Here is a 13,901-nt window from a genome sequence, read left to right as displayed (position 1 = left end):
GTCCCACCCCACGGGCTCAAGAAGGCCGATAGGCCCGAGAAAAACCGGCCTCAAGTAGCGCGAAGCGCGATAGGCCCAAGAAAACCGCCTCAAGCAGCGCGAAGCGCGATAGGCCTTAAAAAATGCCAGACGGCCTGTAAGCCGGGTTTTGTTCCGCCCCAGGCCGAAACCTGGAACGACGACGATCATTCCTCTGGACCGTCCATTGCTGAACGGTTCTCGCGACCTACCCGGACATCTGAGGCGGTGAGCCCCGCGAGGCGAACCCCGCGCGATGTCCCTATTTGGTCTTGCTCCAGGCGGGGCTTGCCATGCCGTCCCTGTTGCCAGGCACGCGGTGGGCTCTTACCCCACCCTTTCACCCTTACCGGTCTCGCGAGGCCGGAGGTTTGCTTTCTGTGGCGCTATCCCTCGGGTCGCCCCGGGCGGAAGTTATCCGCCGCCTTTTCACCGTGGAGCCCGGACTTTCCTCGACGAGATCAAGTCCCGCCGCGACCGCCCAGCCGTCTGGCGGGGGCTAGATGCGCCGCCGCAGCGTGCAGGTCAACCAACGGATGCGTTGAGGCCGTAAATGGGATATCATTATCCCATGGCCGAACCCGCCTCGAAGATGACGACGCCGGAAAGCGCGGAGCAGCGCGAGCGTCGGCTCGTCCATGAGCGCGCCCTCCTGGCCGAAGCCTATGCCGACATCGCCGCCGGGCGCGTCATTTCCGGTGACGAAGCCCTAGAGTGGCTGGATCGCTGGGCAGCCGGTGAAGACCTTGAAGAGCCCCGCCTCAGCTGAATGGGCGGGCCTTATCGGGTCATCTTCACCGCTCGAGCGCGCGCCGACCTGCTGGCCGCGCGGCGTTGGTTGTCTCAGCCTGGCAGCGGACTGAAGGCGCGCTTGCGATCCGCCCGCATCACTCGCGCTATCGTCGAACTCCAGCTCACGCCATTCCGATGGCCCTAAGGTGAAACGACAGGCGTTCGAGAGCGCCCTGTCGAAGGCCATCGCATCCTTTACCAGGTCGATGATCGCGCCCACACGATATCTCTACTGCGCGTCTTCGGCCCCTTCCAGAACCGCACAGCCCCCTAGTCCAGCACGCCCGTGACGCTTTCGACGCTGGCCAGTTGCAGCAGGCCGACCAGCCGCGCCCGCGTCTCGCCGTCGGCGACGCCGTCGATGCGGTCGGGGCGCCAGTGGCGCTGGAAGGCGCGGACAGTGGTTTCGGTCTCGGCGTCATAGTCGCCGCCGGGCGTCAGCCCATAGCCCAGCCTGTGCAGGCCGGCGCGCAGCACCACGACCCCGATCCCCTGGTCGCCCTTTTGCAGCAAACCGCCCAGGGCCTTGATCCGCTCGGCCGCCGGTTCGAACCAGAGGCCGTGGCCGGCCTCGGCCAGGCGTTTCCAGGGGAAGAGTTCGCCGGGATCGGTCTTACGCTCGGGCGCCAGGTCGGAATGGGCGATGATGCGGTTGTCGGGAATGGTCCAGCGATCTCGGATGTCGCCGATCAGGGCGATGACCGCCGCGATCTGGGCCTCGGGAAACAGCCGATAGCCGAACTCATGGCCCGGATTGACGATCTCTATGCCGATGGAGGCGGCGTTGCAGTCGTCCTCGCCGCGCCAGACCCCCGCCCCGGCATGCCAGGCGCGCCGTTCTTCGGGCACAAGCTGGAAGATCCGGCCGTCCTCCTCGACCAGATAATGGGCCGACACCTTGGCCTCGGGGTCGCGCAGCCGCGCCAGGGCGGCCTCGCCCGTCTCCATGCCGGTATAGTGCAGCACCAGCATGTCGGGCGGCGCCCGACGCGTGTCGAAGTTCGGCGAGGGCGCCGCAATCAGGTCAATCATGGCTTCAGGCCTCAGCGGCCGTGGCGTTCCCAGCCGTAGGCGACCCAGGTCCCGTCCACCTTGTGCGCCTCGATCACGTCGGGATCCCCGGCGCGGCGGCGGGGCGCCAGGTTGCGGCGCGCGCGCATGGCCAGACCGGCCAGGAAGACCAGCACCCCGGCGAACAGGGCGATCACCGCGACGGCGGCGGCGGTGAAGACGGCCAGGACCGCGCCCACGGCCATGGCGGCGACGGCGGCGATCATGCCGGCGATCCACATCACGGAGGCCACGAGGCCGTTGGGCCGGCGGCGAGCGGCGAAGCCGATGGTGGCGAGACGTTCAGGCTGGAACATGGGTCATCCTTTCAGGCGTCCCGAAGAACGCCCATTCCACAATGTCGGTCCATCGGGCCTCGCGGTCAATGGATCCGCCTTCAAGCCTGCGTGCGATGGATCGTCACTGCCGGCCTCAGAACATCGGCTGGTCGGCCAGGACCACCGCGCCCTCGCTGCGCATCCGCTCGCCTTCGATGCGGCGCATCACCGCCTGGGCCTGGGGATCGGCCATGACGCCGCCCAGCATGACCAGGGCCTGGGCCGCCTCGCTCTGGACCCCGAACATCTCGGACAGGGCTTCCCACGGCGACTTCGACTTGGGGAAATGCTTGAAGCGGACCGATTCCCCGGCGGGGATCTTGGCCAGGGCCTTGGCCTTGGCCACCGCCTCGGTCAGGCCGCCCAGTTGATCGACCAGGCCCAGCGGCAGGGCCTGGGCGCCGGTCCAGACGCGGCCCTTGGCGATCTCGCGCACGCGGGCCGGCTCCAGTTTGCGGCCCGTGGCCACCCGCGTGATGAAGTCGTCGTAGATCCGGTCCATCGAGCCGGCGAAGGCGGCGCGCTGACTGTTGGTGAAGGACTGGGTCGGCGAGAAGGCGTCGGCGTAGGGACCGCCGACCGTCAGTTCACGCATGTCCACGCCGAACCGGCCCAGGGCGTCGGCGATCACGAACTTGCCGCCGAACACGCCGATCGAGCCGGTCAGGGTCGAGGGCTGGGCCACGATCCAGTCGGCTTCCGAACTGATCCAGTAGCCGCCCGAGGCGGCATAGGCGCCCATGGACACCACCACCGGCTTGCCGGCGGCGCGGGCCGCGCGCACGGCGGCCAGGATCTGTTCCGAGGCTTCGGGCGATCCGCCCGGCGAAGAGACGCGGAAGACGATGGCCTTCACGCCCTTGTCCTCGATGGCGTCATAGATGGCCTCGGCCGTGTCGTCCGAATGGATCGAAGAGCCGCCGCCGAAGCCGCCGCCGTCGCTGCGTCCGGTCACAATGGCGCCCTCGCCGCCGACGATGGCGATGGCGTTCTTGCCCGAGCCGGTCCGCTCGCCCTTGTCCGACGTGTATTGGTCGAACTCGACGATTTCGGCGCCCTTGCCGGCGCGGCGCTTGATCTCAGCCTCGGCCTCCTCGACCTGGCCGATCTTGTCGATCAACTTGTTCGCCAGGGCCTGTTCGGCCGAATAGGGGCCGGCCTCGATCACGGTCTTCAGCGCCGCCGGCGTCGTCTTGCGGTCCTGGGCCGCATTGGCCAGGGCGCTGTCATAGAGGGAGGTCATCCAGGCGGTCATGGCCTCGCGGTGCGGGCCGGTATAGTCGCTCTGGGTGTATTCGTTGACGGCGTTCTTGTACTCGTAGCGCTGCTCGAAATCGGCGCGCACCCCGTATTTCTCGAACGCCCGCCCCAGGAAGACGCTGTCGGCCGAGAAGCCCGTCGCCTGGAAGCCGGCCGTGTTCTGCATCCACAGCTCCGAGGCCGAGGCCCCGACCATATAGGTGGACATCACCGCCCCCATGGGCGCGAAGCCCTGGCTGTGGGCGATGACCGGCTTGCCCGAGGCGCGGAAGCGGCGGACCGCCTGGCGCAGTTCGTCCGCCGTCGCCGGGGTCATGCCGCTTTCCGGCAGGCGGATCAGCAGGGCCTTGACGCTCTTGTCCTCCTCGGCCTGGGCCAGGCCGTCCACCACCTGGGTCACCGACAGGCCGGACCCGCCGAAGGCCGCGAACGGATTGGTCGAGGGCTGGTCGCTGACGCCCTCGCGCAGGTCCAGCTCCAGCACCGAGGTCGCGGGCGCCGTCGGCTTGGACGAGCCGGCGATCGCCACGGTCAGCAGCACCACCGGAATGACGACGACGAACAGGATCAGTCCGGTGAAGACACCCAGGACCGTCAGGAAGAATTGCTTCATGGGAGAAGGCGCGCTCGCAAGGGGCCGAAAATGGCTCGGCTTCACCATAGCCTCGGAACGGTCACCGTCAAATGAACGTCCCGCAACGTAGGCGCGTCGGATCGCCCCGGATCCACCATGTTGCGGCGCCGCGTGACGATTGATGCGCGTCCCGGAAATCCCTATATGAGCCGCAAGCGAGCGGGGGCCTGTCGCCCCGCGCCATAGACCGGAGACCGCCCCATGCTGGTCACCCTGATGAAATCCAAGCTGCACCGCGCCACGGTGACCCAGGCCGACCTCGATTACGAAGGCTCGATCGCCATCGACATGGACCTGCTGGACGCGGCGGGCATCTTTCCGCACGAACAGGTCGATGTGCTGAACATCACCAACGGCGCGCGGTTCACCACCTACGCCATCGAGGCGCCGCGCGGCTCCCGGGTCATCGGCGTCAACGGCGCCGCCGCCCGCCTGGTCCAGAAGAACGACAAGGTGATCGTCGTCACCTACGGCCAGCTGCCCCAGGAAGAAGCCCGCCAGTGGACGCCCAATGTCGTGCTGCTGGACGACGCCAACGAGATCAAGCGCGCCGGCTGACGCCCGCCCCTTTCCCACCAGGGAAACGATCGACCCTCACGCCGATGCAAAAAAGGCCCGCCGTCGCCGGCGGGCCTTTCTTCATTCCGAACCGCGGATCAGCGGGCGATGTCGTAGACGCCGGTGATGTCGACCCGGACCGTCAGTTCGCCGGCGGCGACCGGGGTGCTGTCGCGGCTTTCCATCGCCATGGCGCGCACGGCGAACATCTGCGGCGGCGCGGGCGAATAGCCGCCGCCTTCGCTCAGGTTGCGGATGCCGGCCAGCTGGACGTTCAGGGCCTGGGCGTACAGCTGCGCCTTGGCCTGCAGGGCGCGCACGGCCAGCTGACGCGCGCGATCCTCGGCCGCGCTCGGATCCTTCAGGCCGAAGCTGATGCCGTCGATCTGGTTGACCCCGGCGGCGACGACGGCGTCGGCGGTGGTTCCGACCTTGCTCAGGTCGTTGATCGTCACCGTCACCCGGTTCACGGCCTGATAGCCGCGCAGCTTGGGCGGTTCGTTCTGCACATAGTCATATTGCGCCGACAGGTTCAGGCCCGAGGTCTGGACGTCGCGCTCGGCGATCCCGGCGCGGCGCAGAGCGGCCATGACCTGGGTCATCCGGGCCGCATTGTCGCGCATGGCCTCCTGGGCCGTCGCCGCCTCGGTCTGGACGCCGAAGCTGATGGTGGCCATGTCCGGCGCGGCCTTGACCTCGCCATAGGCCGACAGGTTCAGCGACGGCGCGGGCTGCATCATCTGGATCGCGCCCGGCTGCAGGGTCTGGGCCATCGTCGGCGCGGCCGCGCCCAGGGCGACGGCGGCCGTCAGGGCCCCGCCCAGCATCAGGGTTTTGAACGCGCGTTTCATGCAGAAGTCTCCGTAGAACGATCCCGACCGACGGGTTCGCCGATCCATGGCCGCAACCTTGGCCTTTTACACCTGAACCAACGTCCGCGCCTCCCCGTCGGTTTCCGTTCATCTTGATGAATTCGCCGAAAACCGTCCGACGACCCCGCGCCCCTTGGCAAGCCGCGCCAACCCCTGCTAGGCGGTTCCTCCCGCCGCGCCGCGCGCCAGGACCGCCGGTCCCGTCGCGTCCTGGGGGCCTGTAGCTCAATGGTTAGAGCCGACCGCTCATAACGGTCTGGTTGGGGGTTCGAGTCCCTCCGGGCCTACCAACTTCTCGGGACCACTTAAGAGGTGGGTCAAATTCGGTTAAGAGCGGCTCGGCGACTGGAGTCATCGGCCCATGCAGCGGCTGGCTGTCCGCCCCTGACTAAGAGACATCGAGAAAGTCCGCTTTCGGCGAACAGGGCTCATTCGGAAGGCAAAGTCGCTTGCGAAGGCTCAGCTGAGCCATTGCGAGGCCAGGTCCGTGCGGCTCCGAACGAGCCCCGGCCGCTGCCGATAGTCGCCGGATCCCGAACGGCCCGGCGACCTCGACGGCGAGGTCGTGTCCGGACAGCCGTCACGCCAGCTGCTCGTCTCGCGTCCGCAGCCTAGAGCGCCTAGGGCTGCGCGATGCGCCAAGCGCCGTTGAGGACGCCGTCGCCGGTGATGTCGCCCGGCTTGGCGTCCTTGGTCCAGGTGTAGAGGGGGCGGCCCTGGTAGGCCCATTGACGGGAGCCGTCGTCCCGGATGACGACGGTATAGCTTCCGCTCGCTTGCGCATCCGCAGCGGCGGCGAAGGGCGGCCAGTTTGCGGCGCAGGGTCCATTGCAGACCGATTTGCCGTCGCTGTCCTTATCGAACGTATAGAGGGTCATGCCCTGCGCGTTCGTGAGCGCGGGACCTTTTGCGGTTTCCCCCGTTCTGGCCGGATCAGCGGCCAGCGCGGCGGTGGATACGGACAGCGCGAACACGGTTGCGATGATGGCGCGGGTTATCACAGGTCAACTCCTTCTGTGGGCTGGACCTGCAATAGACAGCCGACGCACGGCGATTATTCCCGCCCCCCTGATTAAATCTCGCGCGGACGGGTCGACAGAGGTTTGAGAGCTGCCGGGAAATCCCCTTCCGCCGGCTGTCCGCCCCCATGGCGAGACCCGGCGTGAAGTTCCACAAGCGCTCGCACCCGACGTCAGCCCAACCGTCCGCCCCCCTTTCAGCTCAAGCCGCAGGGCGGCGGCAAGGGTTCCGCTTGAGGCGACGCCGCCTCCCCGCCCCCATCGGCCTCAGCTCTGGTCCAGGTCGTCGACGTCCTCGTCCTTCGCGGTGGTCGGGACCGGGGTGCGGGGGTCGGCGCTGAGGGGGCCCTGGGGCAGGTCGCCTTCGGGCTGGCGGCTGGACGACGGCCCTTCCTGCAGCCGCTGCGTCATGGGGTCGGGCCCGATCTGGCCGCCCGGCCCGATTCCGCCGGCGCGCAGCCGCAGCTCCTCGGGCGGGGTGTTCAGCGATCGGCCCCGGGCGACGCCCTGGGGCAGGGCGTCCTCGGCCTGTTGCTCGCGGTTGCGGTCGGTCATGGTCTGTCTCCTGGGTTTCAGGAAATAAGACCCGCGCGCCGCCGATGTTCCCGCACCGCGGCGGCGGCTCAGCCCTCGGTCCAGCGCTCCACGTCGGGCTGGAGCCCGATCAGGGCCAGGCCGGCGGCGATGGATTCGAACTCGCCGCCGGTCTCGATCCGCGATGCGCCGAAGCGACGGTGGAACAGGGCGCGCACGGCCGGGGTCAGGGAGGTGCCGCCGGTCAGGAAGACCCGGTCGATACCCTCCAGCGGCAGGCCCGAGGCCTGAAGCGCCTCGTCCAGGGCGGTCTCTATGGCGGTCAGCTCCGGCGCGATCCAGGCCTCGAACTGGGCGCGGGCGACTGGAGCCTCGATCCGCACCCCGCCGGCGACGAACGAGAACTGGGCCGTCTCGGCGCGCGACAGATCCTGTTTCAGGGTCGAGACGGCGCGGTACAGGGCGTGGCCGTGGTTGTCGTCCAGCACCTCGATCAGCCGCTCGATCTTCTCGGGCTCCAGCGATGTCGAGGCCAGGCCCCGGATGTCGCGCATGTCGCGCGAGGCCCGCAGCAGGGCCAGCTGGTCCCAGCGGGCGAAGGCGGAATAATAGCGCTGGGGCGCCGGCAGGGTCTTGCCCAGGCTGGTGTAGAAACTGCCCTTGCCCAGTTCCGGCGACACCAGATTGTCGATGATCCGGTAGTCGAAGGCGTCGCCCGCCACCCCCACGCCCGACCGGGCCAGGGGCGTGGACTTCAGCCCGTCAGGCGTGTGTTCGAAACGGATGATGGAAAAGTCGCTGGTGCCCCCGCCGAAATCGGCGACCAGCACCGTCGCATCCTGTTTCAGGGTCCGCGCGAAATAGAAGGCGGCGCCGACCGGTTCATAGGCGTAGCGGACGTCCTCGAAGCCCAGCCGTTTGAAGGCGGTCTCATAACGCTCCAGGGCCAGGGCCTCGTCGGGCCGGCCGCCGGCGAAGGTGACGGGCCGGCCGACGATGACGCGCGGCGGCAGGTCGGCCATGGCCGCCCCCGCATGGTGGCGCAGCTTCAGGAGGAAGACGGACAGCAGATCCTCGAACGTATAGCGGCGATCGTGGATGCGGGTCTCGGTGAAGGCGGCGCTGGCGGCGAAGGTCTTGAACGACTGGATGAACCGGGTGTCGTGCGGATCCTCGACATAGGCCTCGATGGCCCAGGGCCCGGCCTCGACGATCCGTTCGGGCCGCCCCTCGCCCTCGGCGGCGTGGAACTGGAAGCTGAGGGCCGAGCGGAAGGTGGCGGTCTCGCCGCCCTCGATCGCGAACTGCACCAGGACGGCGCCGGTCGTCGGGTCGGCCAGGGCGACGACGGAATTGGTCGTGCCGAAATCTATGCCGATCGTCAGCGGCTGTGGCGTGGTCATGACCCGGCTCCTCGAAGGGCGGGCTTCCTACAGCGTCCGGGCGCAATAGGAAACGCCGGATCGGCGCCTTACCGGCGGTTCGTCGCCTCGGCGTGTCGCGCCAGCAAGGCTTCGGCCTGGTCCAGGTGCAGGCGTTCGACCATGGCGCCCCCGACCCGGATCGCGCCCCGCCCCTCGGCCTCCGGCGCGGCGAAGGCCCCGACAATGTCGCGCGCCCGGGCGACCTCCGCCTCGGACGGCGAGAAGGCGGCGTTGGCGGCCGCGATCTGCGACGGATGGATCAGGCTCTTGCCGTCGAACCCGTACAGCCGCCCCTGCGCCGCCTCGGCCGCCAGGCCGTCCGCATCCTCGATCCGGTTGAACACCCCGTCGATGGCCACCAGCCCCTGCGCCCGCGCCGCGACCACCAGGGCCGCCAGCCACGGCTTGAACGGCTCGCGATCCGGCGAGGCCCTGGTCCCCAGGGCCTTGGCCAGGTCGTTGACCCCCAGCATCAGCCCCTCCAGCCCGCCGCCCGCCGCCGCAATCTCGTTCAGGGCGATCAGGCCGCGCGGCGTCTCGATCATGGCCCACAGGGCCGCGCCCGGCGCGCGAACCGAGATCGCATGGACCGTCTCCACCGTCTCCACCTTGGGCGCGACGATCAGGCCGGCCCCCGCCTCCGCCAGGGCGTTCAGATCGTCTTCGCCCCAGTCGCTGTCCAGCGCGTTGATCCGCACCCCCAGCCTCGGCCCAAAACCTCCGGCGCGAACCGCCGCCACCGCCGCCGCCCGCGCCTCGGCCTTGGCCTCGGGCGCCACCGCGTCCTCCAGGTCCAGAATGGCCACATCGCAGTCCAGCGTCCGCGCCTTCTCCACCGCCCGCGCATTCGAGGCCGGCAGATAAAGCACGCTGCGGACCAGATCGCCCCGCATCAGACCCGCCCGGTCACCGGCACCAGGGCGCCGGTCATGGCCCGGCTCTCGGGCGAGGCCAGGAACAGGATCACCGCCGCCAGATCGGCCGGCGCCACCCAGGTCGCCGGATCGGCGTCCGGCATGTCCTTGCGGTTGGTCGGGGTGTCGATGATCGACGGCAGCACCGCGTTGACGGTGACCGAACTGGTCTTCAGCTCCTCCGCCAGGGCCTGGGTCAGGGCGTGAACCCCCAGCTTGGCCGCCCCATAGGCCCCCATGCCCGCGCCGGGCTTCAGCGCCGCGGCCGAACCGACATTGACGATCCGCCCGTCCGACGCCGCCTTCAGATACGGCAGGGCCGCGCGGCTGGCGTTCAGGGCGGTGGTCAGGTTCAGCGCCTGCATCCGGTCCCAGGCCGGCGCCGCGTCGTCCGTCGTCTGCCACACGAAGCCGCCGGCGATATTGGCCAGCACGTCCAGCCGCCCGAACCGGCTGATGACCGAGGCCACGGCCCCCTCGGCCTGGGCCGGGTCGGTCAGGTCCACCCCGCCGATCTCCAGCACCCCGGCCGGAACCGGATGCCCCTCGGCGTGGTCGATGACCGCTACCGCAAACCCCGCCGCCTGCGCAGCCTCCAGCACGGCCCGGCCCAGCACCCCGTGCCCGCCGGTGATCACCATCACCCGTTGCGTCATCTCGTCCTCCATCCCTTCCCCCTCTTGTTCTTCAGCTCAGCCGGCGGCGAAGACCCTGGCCATCAGCCGCTCCAGCCCCGCCTGGTCCACGGCGTCAAAGGCGGCCGGCGTCGTCGCGTCCACGTCGAACACGGCGATCAGATCGCCCTTGGCGTCCAGCACCGGCACGACGATCTCGCTGGCCGACCGGCTGTCGCAGGCGATATGGCCGGGGAAGGCGTGGACGTCCTCGACGATCTGGGTCTGGCGCGTCGCCGCCGCCGTCCCGCACACCCCGCGCCCGAAGGCGATCCGCAGGCAGCCCAGCGTCCCCTGATACGGCCCGACCACCAGTTCATCCGCCTTGTCCGGCGCCACCACGTAGAAGCCCGTCCAGAAGAAGTCGTCGAAGGCGTCGGCCAGCATCGAGGCGACCGTCGCCATCCGCGCCGTCAGATTGGGCTCCCCCTCCAGCACGGCCAGCACCTCGGCCTCGACCTCGGCATAGCGGTCAGCCTTGTTGGCGGGGCGGTCGTCGCGGGCGACGTAGGACATGGGCGGCTCCTTCGATTCGCAGCCGATATAGGGGGCGGTCGTCTCCGACGCGAGCTTTCGTCTCAGGACCGAATTTTCTAAGCATCGGAAATCAAACAACAAGGTTCTCCGGCCTGAAAATAGGGGCTTGCTGCCGCACAGCTTTGTCGCAAAACAGCGTTAACCATGATGAACGATCGGACCTGTCGGCGCACGTGGGCGTCGTCCTGCGTCATGGCGTACACAGGATTACCGGGGGCGACAGCGACTGATGAAGGAGCACGACAAAACGGCGCACGACCCCTTCCGTCTCCAGCGGCATCGCACGCCCCTGGCCGGCGGCGGCCTGGCGATCGTGGTCCTTCTGATCGCCGTTCTGCTCCTGGCCAGTTGCGGCGACGGCCGGCCGGGCTTCTGGCGTCGGGGCGGCCAGAATGACGCCGCCCTCTCCTGCCCCCGCCCCGCCTCGGTGACGGGGTCCGAGTTCAACGCCCAGGAGGCCGGTCTGCGCGCCCTGCGCCGCGCCGCCTTCCGCGGCGACGTCTTCGCCCAGCTGGAGCTGGGCTCGCGCTACGCCGCCGTCCGCGCCACCGACAAGAATATCGAGGACCCGATCGAAAGCGCGGTCTGGTACGCCATGGCCCTGGCCAATGACGAGGGCTACGCCCCGATCAACCGGGTCGAACGCAACAGGGGCGGACTGTTCGGCGGCGGCTGGCGCCCGCTGTCGCGCTACGACGACTGCCGCGCCTTCGAACGCCACCGCGCCTATCAGGTGCTGGACCGCCAGCTGTCGCGCATGAGCCGCGAGGAGCAGGAGGCGGTGCGCGACCGGGTCATCTACGTCCTCTCGACCCAGGACGCCGAGGGCTATCGCACCCTGGCCCGGCTGCATGACGGTCTGTACGGCCCGTTCGGCGAGCCCGAGGACAATCCCGAGGCGCGCGAGGCCCTGGGCCGCGCGGCCGACGGCCAGGGCCTCGGCCAGAAGCGTCCGCGCGGCGGCTACTGGGCCGCGATCAACCTGTTCCAGCGCAACGACGTCGACGCCTATCTGTACAACTATCTGGCGGTCCAGACCGGCGACGTCGGCGCCTATGTGCTGATGAAGGATTTCGAACGTTCATCGCCCGGCCGCGCCCAGTACGCCGGCTTCGTCGAGGCCAAGGCCCGTCAGTGGACGCCGCCGTTCGAATTCTATCCGCTGGAGGCCCCGGCCTCGGGCGTGCCCTTCTCGGACGAGAGCCGCCCGCGCGGCGACGCCTATGAATACGCCCTGTCGCGGATGCAGGGCGAACTGCCCTTCGTCCATATCGGCCGCGCCCTGCGCTATCTGGGCGTGACCCCCGAGGCCGTCACCGCGCCCGAGCAACTGTCGCGGCAACAGATCGAGGCCTTCGAGGCCATGATCGGCCATGCGACCGAAAGCCGGCTGTCCCCGGTCGAACGGGTCCGCGCCATCCAGCTGGCCGCCGTCAACGGCTCGTCCGAGGCCCAGCTGGTCCTGGCGGTCATGTACGCCGAGGGGATCGGCCTGCCCGCCGACTACGCCCGCTCGTTCAAATGGTTCAGCGAGGCGGCCCGCCAGGGCAGCCCCGAGGCCAAGTTCGCCATGTCCACCTATTTCGCCCTGGGCGTCGCGGGGGTGGCGGATCAGGACAAGGCCGACGCCGTCGCCTACCGCATCGAATCCGCGCTGTTGGGCTTCGGCCCCTCGGCCTCGCGCCTGCAGGCCCTGCTGTCCCAGGTGTCCCGCGCCCAACAACAGCGCCGTTAACAGGGAGGGTCTGGTCGCATGAACATCCGCTCGCTCGCGAAAGTCTCGCTCCTCGCGGCCTTCGCGCTTTCCGCCGTCGCCGCCCTGCCCGACCCGGTTCAGGCTCAGGTCGCCGCCAAGGTCGAGGCCCAGACCCGGCCCAACTTCGGCGTCCTGCTGGACCCGCCGACCCGCAGCCGGCCGCGCGCCCATCGCCGCTATGACTATGGCCGGTATCGCGGCCCCGACTGGCGCCCCCTGCCCCGTCCGCCGCACCAGGAAGAGGTCGTCCTGGTCGATTGCGGCGGCAATCCCGGTTCCGGCGCGATCGAAAGCGCGGTCCAGCGCGTGCGCCCCGGCGGCACATTGATCATCCGCGCCCGGGCCGGCGCCTGCGTCGGCTGGCTGAACATCGACAAGCCGATGACCATCATCGGCGACAGCGGCTTTGATCCGCGCCGCTGGGATGCGGCGACGCCGACCCTTCAGGCGCCGGACGGCCTGCCCTGCCTGACCGTCGCGCCCGGCGTCCGGGTCGAGGTCCGCGACCTGGTCTTCGCCTCGCCCCGCGGCGGCGATGCGGCCTGCGTGGTCGGCTACAATGCCGAGATCGTCATGAGCCGGGTCGGCTTCCGCCACGTCGGCGACGAGGCCGCCCTCTATGTCGACGGCGGCCTGCTGGACCTGCGCGACGTCCTGATCGACGCCCGCACCGTCTCGGCCGCCATCGTCGCCGACGGCGCCGCCGTGACCCTGTACGAGACCGCGGTCGCCGGGGCCCAGTCGGGCGTCGACCTGACGCCGGGATCGGGCGCGCCCTCCACCCTGACCTCGGTCACCCTGATCGGCTCGGAACAGCCGAACAATTTCGGCCCCCGCGCCATCGGCCTCATCGTCCGCGCCGCGCGCGACTACGGCCAGGTGGCCGTCAGCAACGCCAAGATCTGCGGCTATGTCGAGGGGGTGGCGGTCGAGGGTGCCTCGGTCTCGGTCTCCAACAGCCGGATCTGCAAGGGCGACAAGGGGGCGGTCCTCTATAACGGCGAGCTGCTGTTCGATCAGAACCGCGTCCGCGTGAACCAGGTCGGCGTCGCCGCCGCCTCGGGTCGGGCCGTCGTCACCGGCAACAGTTTCGCCGGGGTCCGCGACGCCATCTACGCCGAGGAACGCGCGACCATCCAGGCGCGCGGCAACAGCGTCTGGTCCCGCGATCTGTGCCGCCCCCGCTTCGAGAACCGCTACCGCGACCGCTACGCCCCGTCCTGGAACGGCAACGACGGCGGGTACGACTGCCAGCAGACGCCCTACCCCCGCGACTGGTGGGAGGCGGAAGACGGTCCCTATTTCGACCAGGCCTACGTCCTCGACGGCTACGACCGCTACCAGCAGGGCTATGGCTGGTACGACCGCGCCGGCCGCTACATCCCCGACGACCGCTACCGCGGCGACGACCGCTGGCGCCGTGGCGGCTGGTTCTAGGTCCGCACCCCCTCCGTCACGGCGCTCCGCGCCGCGCCACCTCCCCCAAGGGGGGAGGAATGCGAACACCAAAATCCTCCCCCC

At 69.4% G+C, this 13,901-nt stretch carries 14 protein-coding genes, 1 tRNA gene and 1 other RNA gene; 5 read left to right on the top strand and 11 right to left on the bottom strand.

Translation table 11 applies throughout. The features are described from left to right. Positions 1-121 precede the first annotated feature (121 nt). Positions 122-511, bottom strand: an RNA gene (gene rnpB / locus AC07NC_RS12875) — RNase P RNA component class A. A gap of 78 nt (positions 512-589) precedes the next feature. Between rnpB and AC07NC_RS12870 the strand changes: the two genes are divergently transcribed. Beyond that, positions 590-787 (top strand): hypothetical protein, encoded by a 198-nt coding sequence (locus tag AC07NC_RS12870; protein WP_492071176.1) that lies wholly within the window; start codon positions 590-592, stop codon positions 785-787. A gap of 293 nt (positions 788-1,080) precedes the next feature. Here AC07NC_RS12870 and AC07NC_RS12865 read toward each other — a convergent pair whose 3' ends face one another. From AC07NC_RS12865 to sppA, 3 genes are all read right to left on the bottom strand, one after another. After that, positions 1,081-1,842: a peptidoglycan recognition protein family protein gene (locus AC07NC_RS12865; RefSeq protein WP_494569787.1), complete on the bottom strand. Its 762-nt coding sequence runs from the start codon at positions 1,840-1,842 to the stop codon at positions 1,081-1,083. Between the two features lie 11 nt (positions 1,843-1,853). After that, positions 1,854-2,177: a hypothetical protein gene (locus AC07NC_RS12860; RefSeq protein ID WP_008259396.1), complete on the bottom strand. Its 324-nt coding sequence runs from the start codon at positions 2,175-2,177 to the stop codon at positions 1,854-1,856. Positions 2,178-2,292: 115 nt separating this feature from the next. After that, entirely contained in the window at positions 2,293-4,071 is a 1,779-nt protein-coding gene (gene sppA, locus AC07NC_RS12855) for a signal peptide peptidase SppA (protein ID WP_426026686.1), read from the bottom strand. Positions 4,072-4,293: 222 nt separating this feature from the next. Between sppA and panD the strand changes: the two genes are divergently transcribed. After that, the gene (panD, locus tag AC07NC_RS12850; protein WP_008263195.1) at positions 4,294-4,650 is read left to right on the top strand and encodes an aspartate 1-decarboxylase; all 357 of its coding nucleotides are present in this window, start codon (positions 4,294-4,296) and stop codon (positions 4,648-4,650) included. A gap of 98 nt (positions 4,651-4,748) precedes the next feature. On the opposite strand, the gene AC07NC_RS12845 is transcribed toward panD, so the two are convergent. Beyond that, a complete protein-coding gene (locus AC07NC_RS12845; protein ID WP_494569786.1) occupies positions 4,749-5,501 on the bottom strand; it encodes an SIMPL domain-containing protein in 753 nt (250 codons plus the stop codon). 235 nt (positions 5,502-5,736) lie between these two features. On the opposite strand from AC07NC_RS12845, the gene AC07NC_RS12840 reads away from it, so the two are divergent. Further along, a tRNA-Ile gene (locus AC07NC_RS12840) sits at positions 5,737-5,812 on the top strand. Positions 5,813-6,142: 330 nt separating this feature from the next. Here the strand turns inward: AC07NC_RS12840 and AC07NC_RS12835 are convergent. The 6 genes from AC07NC_RS12835 to AC07NC_RS12810 form a co-directional block, all read right to left on the bottom strand. Beyond that, positions 6,143-6,523: a COG4315 family predicted lipoprotein gene (locus AC07NC_RS12835; protein WP_494569785.1), complete on the bottom strand. Its 381-nt coding sequence runs from the start codon at positions 6,521-6,523 to the stop codon at positions 6,143-6,145. 285 nt (positions 6,524-6,808) lie between these two features. Then, positions 6,809-7,096: a hypothetical protein gene (locus tag AC07NC_RS12830; protein WP_292148366.1), complete on the bottom strand. Its 288-nt coding sequence runs from the start codon at positions 7,094-7,096 to the stop codon at positions 6,809-6,811. A gap of 68 nt (positions 7,097-7,164) precedes the next feature. Next, the gene (locus AC07NC_RS12825) at positions 7,165-8,478 is read right to left on the bottom strand and encodes an Hsp70 family protein (RefSeq protein WP_494569784.1); all 1,314 of its coding nucleotides are present in this window, start codon (positions 8,476-8,478) and stop codon (positions 7,165-7,167) included. 68 nt (positions 8,479-8,546) lie between these two features. Then, a complete protein-coding gene (locus AC07NC_RS12820) occupies positions 8,547-9,392 on the bottom strand; it encodes an HpcH/HpaI aldolase/citrate lyase family protein (RefSeq protein ID WP_494569783.1) in 846 nt (281 codons plus the stop codon). Next, entirely contained in the window at positions 9,392-10,069 is a 678-nt protein-coding gene (locus tag AC07NC_RS12815) for an SDR family NAD(P)-dependent oxidoreductase (protein WP_494569782.1), read from the bottom strand. The genes AC07NC_RS12820 and AC07NC_RS12815 overlap by 1 nt, the downstream gene beginning before the upstream one ends. A gap of 36 nt (positions 10,070-10,105) precedes the next feature. Further along, positions 10,106-10,603: a GAF domain-containing protein gene (locus AC07NC_RS12810; RefSeq protein WP_372705033.1), complete on the bottom strand. Its 498-nt coding sequence runs from the start codon at positions 10,601-10,603 to the stop codon at positions 10,106-10,108. 250 nt (positions 10,604-10,853) lie between these two features. Here AC07NC_RS12810 and AC07NC_RS12805 point away from each other — a divergent pair, with 250 nt between their 5' ends. Together AC07NC_RS12805 and AC07NC_RS12800 are read left to right on the top strand one after the other, a co-directional pair. Further along, the gene (locus AC07NC_RS12805) at positions 10,854-12,359 is read left to right on the top strand and encodes a tetratricopeptide repeat protein (protein WP_494569781.1); all 1,506 of its coding nucleotides are present in this window, start codon (positions 10,854-10,856) and stop codon (positions 12,357-12,359) included. Positions 12,360-12,377: 18 nt separating this feature from the next. Next, on the top strand, positions 12,378-13,817 hold the full coding sequence (locus AC07NC_RS12800) for a hypothetical protein (protein ID WP_494569780.1): 1,440 nt from the start codon (positions 12,378-12,380) through the stop codon (positions 13,815-13,817). Positions 13,818-13,901: the final 84 nt, after the last annotated feature.

This window comes from Brevundimonas sp. GW821-FHT10A07 (assembly GCF_059415785.1).
This window is presented reverse-complemented; position numbering and strand designations above follow the sequence as displayed.

Bases quoted from the DNA above. Each gene is read 5' to 3' on its own strand.
- AC07NC_RS12865 (WP_494569787.1), bottom strand. From the start codon at position 1,842: ATGATTGACCTGATTGCGGCGCCCTCGCCGAACTTCGACACGCGTCGG.
- AC07NC_RS12870 (WP_492071176.1), top strand. From the start codon at position 590: ATGGCCGAACCCGCCTCGAAGATGACGACGCCGGAAAGCGCGGAGCAG.
- AC07NC_RS12845 (WP_494569786.1), bottom strand. From the start codon at position 5,501: ATGAAACGCGCGTTCAAAACCCTGATGCTGGGCGGGGCCCTGACGGCC.
- AC07NC_RS12830 (WP_292148366.1), bottom strand. From the start codon at position 7,096: ATGACCGACCGCAACCGCGAGCAACAGGCCGAGGACGCCCTGCCCCAG.
- AC07NC_RS12825 (WP_494569784.1), bottom strand. From the start codon at position 8,478: ATGACCACGCCACAGCCGCTGACGATCGGCATAGATTTCGGCACGACC.
- AC07NC_RS12815 (WP_494569782.1), bottom strand. From the start codon at position 10,069: ATGACGCAACGGGTGATGGTGATCACCGGCGGGCACGGGGTGCTGGGC.
- panD (WP_008263195.1), top strand. From the start codon at position 4,294: ATGCTGGTCACCCTGATGAAATCCAAGCTGCACCGCGCCACGGTGACC.
- AC07NC_RS12860 (WP_008259396.1), bottom strand. From the start codon at position 2,177: ATGTTCCAGCCTGAACGTCTCGCCACCATCGGCTTCGCCGCTCGCCGC.
- AC07NC_RS12800 (WP_494569780.1), top strand. From the start codon at position 12,378: ATGAACATCCGCTCGCTCGCGAAAGTCTCGCTCCTCGCGGCCTTCGCG.
- AC07NC_RS12820 (WP_494569783.1), bottom strand. From the start codon at position 9,392: ATGCGGGGCGATCTGGTCCGCAGCGTGCTTTATCTGCCGGCCTCGAAT.
- sppA (WP_426026686.1), bottom strand. From the start codon at position 4,071: ATGAAGCAATTCTTCCTGACGGTCCTGGGTGTCTTCACCGGACTGATC.
- AC07NC_RS12810 (WP_372705033.1), bottom strand. From the start codon at position 10,603: ATGTCCTACGTCGCCCGCGACGACCGCCCCGCCAACAAGGCTGACCGC.
- AC07NC_RS12805 (WP_494569781.1), top strand. From the start codon at position 10,854: ATGAAGGAGCACGACAAAACGGCGCACGACCCCTTCCGTCTCCAGCGG.